The sequence below is a fragment of the Nocardiopsis sp. NPDC006938 genome (assembly GCF_042869555.1).
GTDB lineage: Bacteria > Actinomycetota > Actinomycetes > Streptosporangiales > Streptosporangiaceae > Nocardiopsis.
The window spans coordinates 47,527-59,874 of sequence record NZ_JBIAGA010000010.1 but is presented as its reverse complement, the minus strand read 5'-3'; the positions used below and the strand labels follow the sequence as shown (position 1 = coordinate 59,874).

At 73.8% G+C, this 12,348-nt stretch carries 8 protein-coding genes; 6 read left to right on the top strand and 2 right to left on the bottom strand.

Annotated elements, in window-relative coordinates:
- Window positions 1-319 precede the first annotated feature (319 nt).
- The 5 genes from ACFYL4_RS16555 (at window position 320) to ACFYL4_RS16535 (ending at window position 5,432) form a co-directional block, all read left to right on the top strand.
- Complete coding sequence (locus tag ACFYL4_RS16555; RefSeq protein ID WP_387519075.1) at window positions 320-703, top strand: RNHCP domain-containing protein; 384 nt, start codon at window positions 320-322, stop codon at window positions 701-703.
- A gap of 3 nt (window positions 704-706) precedes the next feature.
- A complete protein-coding gene (locus ACFYL4_RS16550) occupies window positions 707-1,141 on the top strand; it encodes an RNHCP domain-containing protein (RefSeq protein ID WP_387519074.1) in 435 nt (144 codons plus the stop codon).
- A 130-nt stretch (window positions 1,142-1,271) separates the two neighbouring features.
- Complete coding sequence (locus tag ACFYL4_RS16545; RefSeq protein WP_357758761.1) at window positions 1,272-1,841, top strand: DUF1707 domain-containing protein; 570 nt, start codon at window positions 1,272-1,274, stop codon at window positions 1,839-1,841.
- A gap of 147 nt (window positions 1,842-1,988) precedes the next feature.
- Window positions 1,989-3,377: a class II fumarate hydratase gene (locus tag ACFYL4_RS16540; RefSeq protein WP_387519073.1), complete on the top strand. Its 1,389-nt coding sequence runs from the start codon at window positions 1,989-1,991 to the stop codon at window positions 3,375-3,377.
- Window positions 3,378-3,581: 204 nt separating this feature from the next.
- Window positions 3,582-5,432 (top strand): serine/threonine-protein kinase, encoded by a 1,851-nt coding sequence (locus ACFYL4_RS16535; RefSeq protein WP_387519072.1) that lies wholly within the window; start codon window positions 3,582-3,584, stop codon window positions 5,430-5,432.
- Window positions 5,433-5,542: 110 nt separating this feature from the next.
- Here the strand turns inward: ACFYL4_RS16535 and ACFYL4_RS16530 are convergent, their stop codons facing one another.
- Complete coding sequence (locus ACFYL4_RS16530) at window positions 5,543-6,211, bottom strand: lytic transglycosylase domain-containing protein (protein ID WP_387519071.1); 669 nt, start codon at window positions 6,209-6,211, stop codon at window positions 5,543-5,545.
- Between the two features lie 42 nt (window positions 6,212-6,253).
- Window positions 6,254-6,955 carry a transglycosylase SLT domain-containing protein gene (locus ACFYL4_RS16525; RefSeq protein ID WP_387519070.1) on the bottom strand — a complete coding sequence of 234 codons (702 nt, stop codon included), beginning with the start codon at window positions 6,953-6,955 and terminating at the stop codon, window positions 6,254-6,256.
- Window positions 6,956-7,385: 430 nt separating this feature from the next.
- On the opposite strand from ACFYL4_RS16525, the gene ACFYL4_RS16520 reads away from it, so the two are divergent.
- Window positions 7,386-12,308, top strand: a complete 4,923-nt coding sequence (locus ACFYL4_RS16520; protein ID WP_387519069.1) for an SCO7613 C-terminal domain-containing membrane protein — start codon at window positions 7,386-7,388, stop codon at window positions 12,306-12,308.
- The last annotated feature ends 40 nt before the right edge of the window (window positions 12,309-12,348 follow it).

Sequence of the window (12,348 nt, the reverse complement as noted above, 5' to 3'; positions counted from 1 at the left end):
CGGCCGAAAATCCATCGTTTATCGGCTCGTGCCGGTCCTTCGGGCCGGTGGTCCACAGGCGTGGAAAACCCGTTGCGCTGCCCGGCGGGCCGTGTCTACCGTGGTGGGGAAGGTACCGAACACGGACGCGCGGGCGCGGGCCCACGCACGAAGAAGGACTGAGGTCCATGCCCCGGAACGCGCCGAGCGCGCCTCACAGCCGCGCGGGTCTCCGCCTGCCCCGACACCCTTCGGACGTCTGAACGAACCCGCCCACCGTCGAGACACGCTCGGCGCTCTTGCTGTCGACTTCCGTTCTTTCCAGCAAGGAGCCTCCGGGTTGTCCCACTACGAACTCACCCCCGGTACCACCACCTCCATCCGTTCCGCGCGCGTCGGCTTCGACTGCGTGTTCTGCGGCCTGTCCGTTTCCGTTTCCGAACCCGCTCGCACCCCGCGTGACCACTGTCCGAGCTGTCTGACCTCACTCCACGTCCACGACCAGGTCGAGGTCGGGCCCAGCGACTGCGCGGGGAGGATGACACCGATCTCCGTGGTCGTCGCCCGCGACGGTGGGTGGCGTCTGGTGCACCGCTGCGTGCTCTGCGACGAGCTCTCCGAGAGCGCCGCGGCCGCCGACGACAACCCGTTGGCGCTCATGCGGATCGCGGTGCGCCCGCTCGCCGAGCCGCCGTTCCCGCTCGACATGTTCGGGGAGGTGTGAGCCGTGGGCCGCGGCAACCACCGCCACGGGCGACTCCGGCGCCAGCGTCCCAAGACCGTCCTGCGGGCCCGGGGCGAACGGGGCCGCCAGGGTCGGGACCAGGGGGCGTTCCGCTGTGCGCACTGCCGGCTCGACGTCCCGATGCGTGCTCCGGGTACGGCGCACCGCAACCACTGTCCGCACTGCCTCACCAGTCTGCACGTGGACGGCCGGGTCCCCGGTGACCGGGCCTCCGACTGCCGTGGCCGCATGGAGGCGGCCGGGGTGAGCACGCGCGCGGACGGCGAGTGGCTGGTGCTGCACCGCTGTCTGTCGTGCGGTCAGCTCAGCGCCAACCGGGTCGCGGGCGACGACAACGCCCGCGCCCTGATGCGGATCGCCGTGCGGCCGCTTTCGGCCTCGTCCGCCCCGGCGAGGAGGGCACTGACGCACCTCTGACCAGGGGTGTCCGCGTGACCGGGGCGGGGGCCGGGCCTGTCCCGCCCCGCCGCCCCGGTTCACGCGCCGCCGCCGGGAACACCGCTCGCCTAGGCTGAACGGTGTGAGTGAGGACATCTCCCCCGCCCGTATGAGGGCCTCCAACAGCGACCGTGAACGCGTCAGCGAGGTGCTGCGCTCCGCCGTGGCCGACGGCCGGATCGACATGGAGGAGTTCGTGGAACGGCTGGAGCGCGTCGAGGCGGCCCGGACCCTGGGCGACCTTCCGGAGGTCACCGCCGACCTCCTGCCCGCCGGGGAACAGCCCCTCCAGCTCGATCCCGAACCGATGGTCAGCTGGTTCACCACCCTCACCCGGAGGGGGCGCTGGGTGGCGCTCCCCGACGAACAGGCCGGGGCGGTGTGCGGACGCGCCGAGATCGACATGCGTGAGGCGCTGCTCACCCGCAACCACCACCGGATGACGGTCAGCACCTTCCTCGGGAGGGTGGTGATCGACGTCCCCGAGGGCGTGGAGGTACGCGTCAAGGGGTGGTCGTTCCTCGGCAGGCGCAGCACCAACGCCCGCCGTAGCTCGATGTCCCACCCCCCGGTCCTGGAGATCGACGGGTTCTGCCTGTTCGGGACGGTGCGGGTGCGGGCTCCCCGGCGCCGTTTCCTGGCGGCCCTGCCCAGGGCCCGCCGCCAGCTCCGGGGCTGACTCCCGACCTGACCGGCCCGACATCGGTGACCTGCGCGGATGTCAACATGACACGGACAACACCGGGAACCCAGGGTGAGGTGCGCCGTGACCTGCCGCGTCTGGCAGGCTTGAGGTCACAGGTTTTCCCAGGAGAGATGGGTTGCAATGAGTGAGTTCCGTATCGAGCACGACTCGATGGGTGAGGTCCGGGTCCCGGCCGAGGCCAAGTGGCGGGCCCAGACCCAGCGTGCCGTCGAGAACTTCCCGATCTCGGGCCAGGGGCTGGAGAACGCCCACATCGCCGCGCTCGGCCAGATCAAGGCCGCGGCCGCCAAGGTCAACGCCGAGCTCGGCGTGATCTCCGACGACCTCGGCAAGGCCGTTCGCGAGGCCGCCCTGGAGGTCGCCGACGGCAAGTGGAACGACGAGTTCCCGATCGACGTCTTCCAGACCGGTTCGGGCACTTCCAGCAACATGAACACGAACGAGGTCGTGGCGACCGTCGCCAAGGAGCGCACCGGCCTCGACGTCCACCCGAACGACCACGTGAACGCCTCGCAGTCGTCCAACGACGTGTTCCCGTCCTCCATCCACATCGCCGCCACCTCGGCCGTGCAGAACGAGCTCATCCCGGCGCTGCGCCACCTGGAGGGCGAGCTCACCCGCAAGTCGGTCGAGTTCGCCTCGATCGTCAAGAGCGGCCGCACCCACCTGATGGACGCCACCCCCGTCACCCTGGGCCAGGAGTTCGCCGGATTCGCCGCGCAGGTCCGGTACGGCGTGGAGCGCCTGGAGGCCGTCCTGCCGCGCGTGGCCGAGCTGCCCCTGGGCGGCACCGCCGTGGGCACCGGCATCAACACCCCGGAGGGCTTCTCCGCGCGGGTCATCGCCGAGATCGCCGCGAACACCGGACTGCCACTGACCGAGGCCCGCGACCACTTCGAGGCGCAGGGCGCCCGTGACGCCCTGGTCGAGCTCTCCGGCCAGCTGCGGACCATCGCGGTCGGCTACTGCAAGATCGCCAACGACATCCGTTGGATGGGCTCGGGCCCGACCACCGGCCTGGCCGAGATCTTCCTCCCCGACCTCCAGCCCGGTTCGTCGATCATGCCCGGCAAGGTCAACCCGGTCCTGTGCGAGGCCATGCTCCAGGTCTCCTCGCAGGTCGTCGGCAACGACGCGGCGGTGGCCTTCGGCGGCGCCTCCGGCAACTTCGAGCTCAACGTGCAGCTGCCCATGATGGCGCGCAACGTGCTGGAGTCGATCCGCCTGCTGGCCAACGTCTCCACCGTCTTCGCGGACCGCTGCGTGGCGGGGATCACCGCCAACGAGGAGCAGTGCCGCGTGTACGCGGAGTCCTCCCCGTCGATCGTCACCCCGCTCAACCGGTACATCGGCTACGAGGAGGCCGCCAAGGTCGCCAAGCAGTCGCTGGCCGAGAAGAAGACCATCCGCGAGGTCGTGCTGGAGCGCGGCTACGTCCAGGACGGCAAGCTCACCGAGGCGCAGCTCGACGCGGCCCTCGACGTGCTCAAGATGACCAACTCGCAGTAGTAGTCGTCGGCGCGGGTCGGCCGGACCCACGGGGCACCTCGCGGACGCGGGGTGCCCCCTTCGTGCGCCACCGGCCCCCGCGCCGTCGCCGACGCCACCGTTCCGGCGCGCTTCCCAGGGCCCGGCCACCGGAACCTTCCCCCCTCCGGGGGCGTCGGACCCACTGGAACTTCCCGTACAGAGCCCGCTCCGAGAGGGCGACAGATGTCGAGTAACAGCCAGCCGACCATCGCGAACCGCTACGTCCTGCGCCGGGAGCTCGGCCGAGGCGGCATGGGGATCGTCTGGGAGGCCCACGACACGGCCCTGGACCGGGTCGTGGCCATCAAACAGGTCCTGCTCCCCGGCCACTTCACCGACGCCGAACGCGCCGACGCGCACGCGCGGGTCCGCCGCGAGGCGCAGTCCGCCGCGCGGATCAACCACCCCACCGTCATCACCATCCACGACGTGTTCGAGTTCGAGGACGACCCGTGGGTGGTCATGGAACTGGTCGAGGGGGGTTCGCTCCAGGACCTGCTCGGCGAGGCGGGCGCCCTGCCGCCGGAGGAGGTCGCCGACATCGCGGAGTCGCTGCTCCAGGCCGTGCGCGCGGCGGACGCGGCGGGGGTCCTCCACCGGGACATCAAGCCGGGCAACATCATGATGTCGTCCGACGGGCGGGTCATCCTCACCGACTTCGGGATCGCCACCATGGAGGGCGGTCCGAGCATCACGCGGACCGGCGCGCTGATCGGTTCGCCCGAGTACATGCCGCCCGAGCGGCTGGAGGGCGGACCGGCCGAGCACCGGGGCGACCTGTGGAGCATCGGCGTGACCCTGTACGCGGCCGTGGAGGGCTCCTCGCCGTTTCGCCGCGACTCGATCACCGCCGCGATCGCCGCGGTGATCTCCGCCCCGCTCCCGCCGATGACGCGGGCGGCGTGGCTGGAGCCGGTGATCACGGGCCTGCTGGAGCGCGACCCGGACCGGCGGCTCACCGTGGAGCGGGCGCTGGACCTGCTCCGGCGGTGCCGCGGCGGTGACGTGCCGCCCTCCGGTGCGGCCGGAGCTGCCGGGGCTGTGGCTGGCGCGGCCGCGAGCGGCCCGCAGACCCCCTACCCCTCCGGCGAGGGCTACTACGGGAGCTCCCCCTCCGGGCACGACCAGGGGCACCAGACGCACGGTGCCGCGGCGTTCGGGTACGACGGCGGGTACGGACACGACCAGGGCGGCCACGGGCACGACGGCGGGTACCCACACGACAGCGGGTACGGGTACGACCAGGGCGGCCACGGATACGGCGGCCACGGCGGACCCCACGCGTCGGTGGCTCACGGGGGCGGCGCCCCGGCCCCGCGCCGCCGCGGCGGTCTGCGCGCGGCCCTGGCCGTGGGCACGTTCGGTCTGGCCCTGTTGCTGGTCGGCGGGCTCGTGGTGGCGTTGGTGGCGCGATCGGGGACGAGCACCGACCCCGGCGACTCCTCCGTGACCGAGGAACCCGGCCGGTCGGACGGTCGCGAGGAGCACCTGACCGGTCCGGGCGGCGGCGTGCGGGTCGACGGGACTCCCCCCGAGTACGACGAGGACGAGCTCCAGACCTTCGACTCCGAGTGGTTCACGGTGTCCTACCCCGGCGGCTGGTCCCCCGACGACAGCCAGATCGCCGACTCGATCGCCCTGTTCGTGGCCCCCGGTATGGAGCACGAACTCATGGTGGAGGGCTGGGAGGAGACCGAGTTCACCGGTACCGCCGCCGAGTTCCTGGAGCAGTCGGACGGTGGCACCGACATCGAGGACGCCACCAGCGGCTACGAGGTGCGCGACACCGAGGACTTCGACCGGGACGACTTCGAGGGCGGTCTGGCCGGTCTGGACGTCGCGATGGTCGAGGCGGACCTGGTCAACACCAACTGGGGCCAGTCGGAGCGGCGGCTCTGGGCGTACGCGGTGGTCATGGAGCAGGGCGACCACCGGGTCTTCTACCTGGTGAGTGTGAACGTGCCCCGGGAGGAGTCGGGCGACTTCGACAACATCCACGAGGACGTCATCGAGACCTTCACCCCCCACAAGTAGACCCGGAGGGTTCGGACCGGTCTGACGGAGGGTTTCGGACCACGAGAACGGCCCCGCGCGGGATGCGCGGGGCCGTCGTGTGGTTCCGGGGGACGAACCGGTGGTGGGTGCTAGTACCAGCCGACGGACTGGGAGTGGGCCCAGGCCTCACACGGGGTGCCGTAGCGCCCCTTGATGTAGCTGATGCCCCACGAGATCTGGGTGGCGGGGTTGGTCTGCCAGTCCGAGCCGTGGGAGGCCATCTTGTCGCCGGGGAGCGACTGGGGGATGCCGTAGGCGCCGGAACTCGGGTTCTGCGCCTGGTAGTTCCAGTTGCTCTCCTTCTCCCACAGGGGTTCCAGGCAACTGTCGAACTGGTCGGCGCTCCAGCCCTCGGCCGCGACCATCTGACGGGCGATGCCCTTGGGGTCGCCCGAGAACACGGGGGTGTCCTCGGTCTCCTCCTCTTCCTCCTCTTCCACCTCCTCCTCGATGTCACTGCCGCTGGCCTGGGTGGACTGCACCCCTTGGCCCTTGGCTGCGTCTCGTTCGGTCTGCGCCTGGGCGCGGAGCGCGAGGAGTTCGTCCTCGGTGAGTTGCTCCGAGGCCGCGAAGAACTCGTCGCCCTCGGTTCCGGTGTCGGCAGCGGGTTCCTCGGACCGGGGTACGGCGGCGCTGGCCGCGACGTCCGGGTCCACACCGTCGTCCGCGAACGCGGAGACGGCGAAGGTCGCACCGGCGACCAGGGTCGCCGCACCGACCGCCGCGGTACTCCGCAGCGACATTCGGTTGAGTAGCACGATCGCCTTCCCAAAAGGGGGTTAAGGGCAGGGAAAAACCTATTAATACCAGTTGTTGGCCTGGGAGTGGGACCAGGCGCCGCACGGATTGCCGTAACGGTCCTTGATGTAGCTCAGCCCCCACGAGATCTGGGTGGCGGGGTTGGTCTGCCAGTCGGAGCCGTGCGAGGCCATCTTGTTTCCGGGCAGGGACTGCGGGATGCCGTAGGCGCCCGAACTCGGGTTCTGGGCCGTGTGGTTCCAGCCGCTCTCCTTCTGCCACAGCGGTTCGAGGCAGTTGTGGAACTGGTCGGCCTCCCAACCCTGGTCGAGCACCATCTGGAGGGCGATCTCCTTGGCGGAACCCGCCGGGACCGGGGCCGTGGGAGCCGAGCCCCCCGTGGAACCGGAGCCGCCGGAGGAACCGGAGTCGGGGGTCTCCTCCTCGGGCTCCGGCTCGGGCTCGGCGATCTCCGCTCCGGTGCCGCTGGTGGACTGGACGGCCTGGTCGGCCGCGGCCCGCACGTCCTCACGGACGCGTTCCCGCTGGTTCTCCAGCTCGGCGTCGTCCACGGGGGGCGGGCTCGCGAAGAACTCCTCCTGGGGCGCCTGGGGCTGCTTCACGGGGGTCGCCGCCGAGGCGGCCGCGCCGGGGTCGAGGTCGCCGGTCCGCGCGAAGGCCGAGACGGTGAACATGCCGCCCGCCACCAGCGCCGCGGCTCCGACCGCGCTCATCTGGCGCAGTGAGATCCGGTTGACTATCAAGATCGCCCTTTCACGTTGACGCACGCGTGCCCGGGGGCGTCGCGTGGTGTGGGTCGCCGCCTGGGGACCGCGTGGCCCGTCGTCACCGCCGGGGTGGGGACGGACTCGCCGTTCGACCGACCACGGGGCGGGGCTCCCACACGGGAGGGGGGATTCTCTGTGCAGCGCAACTCAGCCTGCACCATCGTCACGATGAAGTAACGCCAGTTTTACTGTGCCCTGACTCACATGACGGAATGTGCCTGCTTCGCGCGCCTGTGACCTGCAAGGGAACACCAAGAGTCAGGGTCGGACACAACGTTCGGGCCTGTGGCCCTCGTCTCCGCACCACCGGGGAGAGACCGGAGTCACCGGAGGAACGGCCCCGGCACGGCACGACTGAGTACGCGTACCGATGTGCGCCGCCGGACCGGCGGACAGCATGGGGGACATGCACGCCCACGGATTCCCCCACCCCTCGCCGGGAGCACCGCGCCGCTGCCCCGACTGCGCGGCACCGCTCGGCGCCTCCGGCCCGGAGTGTCCGAACTGCGGTCTCGGCCTGGTCGGCCCCACGGCGCAGCGCCTGTGGTGGATCGACGCCGAACTGTCGACGCTGCACGGCCGCGAGCGCGTGCTCGTCCAGGAGCGTTCCCAGGTGCTGGGCCGGCTGCGGTGGGAGTCCGACGAGCGCGTCCGCCGGTTGGCCGCCGCTCCCGCCCCTCCCCCGCCGATCCCCGAACGGGCCAGGGCCCAGGCGCCGGTCGTGGTCGAGGTCCCGTCCGCACCGCGTTCCGGCCCTTCTCCGTCCGCGCCGCGCCCCGCCGCAGGGACACCGTCCGGTCCCGCGCCGGGGCCCCGGTCGGCCCCGGAAGCGGAGCGCGGCGCCGAGGTCAGCCGACGTTCGGCCCAGAACGTCATCCTCGGCCTGGGCGGCCTCCTCATCGGTGTCGCCGCCCTGGTCTTCGCCATCTGGACGTGGAGCGACATGGGCACCGGCGCCCGCGCCGCCGTGCTCGGGGCGACCACCCTGTCCTTCGCCGGGCTGGCCCTGCCGCTGCACCGGCGCGGCCTGCGCGCGACCGCCGAGACCTTCGGGTCGGTGGCCGCCGCCCTGCTCTGCGTCGACGCGCTCGCCCTGTGGCTGCTGAGCGACCGGACCGCCAACGGTCCGGGGTACACGGCCGCCGCCCTCGCGGTCATGAGCGCGCTCCTGGTGCTGTACCCGGCCCTGGTGCCGCTGCGCACGCCCCGAGTCCTGGCCGTGCTGTTCGCTCAGCCCGTACCGGTACTGCTGGTCGTCTCACTGCCCGGCGACGGCAACCCCGGCTGGCTGCTGCCGGTCGTCGCCGCCACCGCCCTCGCCGACCTCGTGGCCGCGCGGTTCCTCGGTGCGCCCCGTCCCGGCGTCCCGGTGCGGACACTGCGCGCGGCCGCCGTGGTGCTGTGGGTCCTCGTCCTGGTCGTGACGGTGGTGTCCGTGCTCGTCGTCGCCCCTTCCTCCCCCGGGCGGGACCCCCTGGGCTGGTGGTCGCTGGCGACCACTCTCCTCCTGGCGGGGGTCGCGGGGCTGCTGCTGCACCGGTGGCACCCCGCCGGGTCCACGCGGGCCCGGGACGCGCACTCCGCGTCCTCGGTCGTCGGACTGGCGGCGCTGGCGCTGGCGCCGCTCGTGGCCGGGCCCGCGCACCTGCCGGTCCTGCCCCGTCCCACGACGGCGCCGTGGGGCCTGGAGCCGTCCGCGATGACCCACCCGGCCGTGGAGCTGCTCGGGCTGGAGCGGGCGAGCACCCTGCCGCCGCTCTCCTTCGTGTACCTGGCCGGTGTCCTGGCCGCCTCGGCGCTCGCCCTGGGCGTGGTCCGGCTGCTGCTCCGCAGTTCCCTGCCCGTTCTGCTCTCCCTGGTCGCCCCCGCGGCCCTGCTGGCGCCTCCGCTGCTCCTCGGCCTTCCCCTGGTCGTGACGGTCGTGTGGGCGCTCGTCCTCGGCGGCGCGCTGGTTCTGGGCTCGGCCCTGCACGGCCGGTGGGCCGGCGCGGTCCCCGTGGTCACCGGGACGCTCACCCTGGTCACCGGCCTGATCTGGGCTCTGCCCGAGCGGTACACGACCCTCGCGGCCGTGCTCATGCTGGCCGCCACCGCGCTCGTGTGCACGGTCGGCGCACGTGTGTTCTCGGCCGCCGAGGGCCGCCCCGCCCCGGGCGGCCGGGCCGCGACCCTGTACCTGGGCGGCGCGCTGCTGTGGGCCCTGGCGCTGATCGCGGGCACCGCCTTCCTGCTCTGGAACCGGGGCGCGGAGGGCACGGCGCAGGCCCAGTGGTGGATGCTGACCGCCGCCGCGCTGCTGTGCGCGGCCACCGCCCTGACCCTGGGCCGGGTCCCGGCCCCGGCACCGAGCGCGCACGTGCGCGGTGACGACCGCTCCCCCTCGGACCCGCGCTGGCTGTTCACCCTGGCGGGGCTGGCCCTGCTCCCGGCCGCGCCGCTGCTGGCGCTCCCCGGCGACGGCCCGGGGCTGCCCCTGCTTCCCGGGACCGCACCGTGGTCGGCGCCGACCGGGTCGGTGTGGGGTCCGGCGCACACGCTGCTCGGCGCGCCCGCGCCCGCCGACCTCCTCACCGCGCTGGGCACGGCCCTGGGGGTCCTGTTCGCCGGGGCCCTGGTGCTGGGTCTGGTGGCCGTCGTCGACCGCCGCTGCCTGACGGCGGCGACGGCTCTGGTCGCGCCGACCGCCCTGGTCCCGCTGCCGGTGCTGCTGGGCGCGCCGTTCCTCGTTGCGGTGGTGTGGGCGGCCCTGATCGGCGCCGCCCTGTTCCTGTGGACCCCCCGGGTCGGCGCTGCCGTGGCGTGGCTCCCCGGGACCGCCGGTCCGGCCACCGTGGTGCTCGCACTGGTCTGGTCGCTGCCCGAACGGCACGCCACCCTGACCGTCCTGCTCGTGGCGTCCGTGGCCGTGGCGGTCTCGGCGTGGGGCCACCGGGGCCCGACCTCCACCGACCGGGGAGGCCGGGTGCCCGCCACGGCGCTCGTGCGCGGACTCACGGCCGGCGCCTGGTCCGCTCTCCTCGCGCTGGCGTCGACCGCCCTGGTCGCCGTGGCCGTCGGCGGGGCCTCCGGCACGGCCGCGTGGTGGCTGCTGGGCGCCGTCACGCTCGCCCTCGGCTCGACCGCGCTGGTCCTCGGCCGCGCGGACCGCCGCCCGGACGGCACGGCGTCGGCCCTCGGTGTGACGGGGCTCGTCCTGCTGGCCGCCGTCCCGCCGGTGGCGGGCGCACTGCGTCTGCCGACCCTGCCCGCGCTCGGCCCCGGGGGTGCGGTGTTCGGTGCGCCGTTCGCGGCGGTGGGCGCGCCCGCGAGCACGCTGGTGGGGCTGCCGGTCCCCTCGGACACCCTGACCGCCCTGCTCACGGCGGCCGGACTGCTCGGCTTCGGGGCCCTCTCCCTGGGCTCGGCGCTCCTGTTCGAGCGTCGTTTGGCCGGGCCCCTGACCGCCCTGGCCGCACCGCTCACGCTGGTCCCGCTGCCGGTCCTGCTGGGCGCCCCGTTCCTCGTGGCGGTGGTGTGGACGGTGCTGGTCGGCGCCGCCCTGTTCCTGTGGGCCGCGCGGCCGGGCACCTCCTCCGCACCTCTGGCGGGAGCCACCGGCCTGGCCACGCTCCTGCTCGCGCTGGGCTGGTCGCTCCCCCAGCAGCACACGGCGCTGGCGGTGCTCCTGGCACTCGCCGTCGTCACCCTGGTGTCCGTCCTGCCGCACCGACGCCGCGCGGCCGGGACCGACGGCTCCCCAGGAGCGTTCGCGTACGGGCTGACCACGGCCGCCTGGGCCCTGACCCTCGCCATGGGCCTCGGCCTGCTGGCCGCCTCGGTCTCCGGAGGGGACCCCGGGCCGGTGCCCCGGTGGTTGCTGGGGGCCACGGCCCTCGTCCTGGGGGCGAGCGCGCTGGCTCTGGGCCGCACGGGGCGCCCGCCCGTGCGGGGCGGGGATGGCTCCGTGCGAGGGACCGCCCTCGGCTGGGCGGGGGCGGCCCTGCTGGCGCTGGCCCCCGTGGTGGCGGTCTCCCGCGCGCTCCCGGTCCTGGCCCCGTTCTCCCGGTCTCACGCCCTCGGCGGGGCCCCGCTCTCCGCCCTGACGGAGCCCGCGCACGCGTTCCTGGGCGTGCCCGGCCCCACCGGCGCCGCGGACGCGCTCGCCAGCGCCCTGGGGCTGCTGGCGGCCGGGTCCCTGGCCCTGCTGGCCGCCCTTCTCGTGGACCGGTCACTCCTGGTACGCACCGCCGCCCTGGTGGTCCCGGTGGCGCTGGTCCCCGTCCCCGTGGTGCTGGGACTGCCCTTCCTCGTCGCCCTTCCGTTGACCCTCGCGGTCGGCGCACCGCTGCTGGTCGGAGCGGCCCTGCTCAGGGACGGCCGGGCCGCCCTGCTCCCGTGGTGGTCCGGGGCGGCCGTCCTCGCGCTCGCGTACGGCTGGGCCCTGTCCGAGCGACACGCCACGGTCGCGGTCCTGCTGGCCGCCGCCGCTGTCCTGTCCGTGGTCACCGCGCTGGCCCGGACCCGTTTCGTGGCGGTCGCGTCGACCTCGGTGTCCACGGCGGCCACCGGCGGGTTCGCCCTCACGGTCCCGCTGCTCCTGGGCGCCCCGCTGGAGTACGCGGCGCTGGGCCCGCTCGCCGTGGTCGCCGCCGTGGCCGCCGTCGCCCCCCGCCTGCGCGCACCCCTGGTGACGGCGGCGGAGGTCCCCGCGGCGGGCTGGGCCGCCGTCACGCTGCTGCTCAGCGTGTTCCACGGCGGACGTCTGGAGCTGGTGGCCGCCGCCCTGGCGGTGGTCGGGGTGATCAGCCTGGCCAGCGCGGTCCGGCCCGGCCGCCGGTGGTACGCGGGAGTCGGCGCCGGGCTGATGTTCGCCGCGCTGTGGACCGCGTTGGCGTCGTGGGAGGTCACCGTCCCCGAGGCGTACACCGCCGCGCCCGCGCTGGCGTTCCTGGCGATCGGTGGGGAGTGGTCGCGCCGGTCCGCCGAGCCTCCGTCGAGCTGGCTCGCGTACGCCGGAGGCCTGGCGCTCCTGCTCGGCCCGACCGTGTGGGAGGTACTCACGGAGGACGCCCTGGTCTGGCGGGTCCCGGCCGTGCTGGCGGTCGGTCTGGCGGTCGTGGTGTGGGGGTTGCGCCAGCGGCTCTCCGCCGCCCTGGCCCTCGGCGGCCTCGCCCTGCTGGTGACGTCGCTGCGCGCCTTCGGCCCGCCCCTGTGGGAGCTCGGCCAGATGACGCCCAACTGGCTGCCGTTCGCCGTGGTCGGCGCGCTACTGCTGTTCGTGGGCGCCCGCTACGAGGCCAGCCTGACCCGGCTGCGGCGGGTCCGTCAGTACCTGGCGCGCCTGCGCTAGGCCGACGTCACGAGACGGCCGTGCCCGGTGGACGGAACCG

Coding starts and splice junctions, on each gene's coding strand:
- ACFYL4_RS16520 (WP_387519069.1), top strand. CDS start 7,386: ATGCACGCCCACGGATTCCCCCACCCCTCGCCGGGAGCACCGCGCCGC.
- ACFYL4_RS16545 (WP_357758761.1), top strand. CDS start 1,272: ATGAGGGCCTCCAACAGCGACCGTGAACGCGTCAGCGAGGTGCTGCGC.
- ACFYL4_RS16540 (WP_387519073.1), top strand. CDS start 1,989: ATGAGTGAGTTCCGTATCGAGCACGACTCGATGGGTGAGGTCCGGGTC.
- ACFYL4_RS16535 (WP_387519072.1), top strand. CDS start 3,582: ATGTCGAGTAACAGCCAGCCGACCATCGCGAACCGCTACGTCCTGCGC.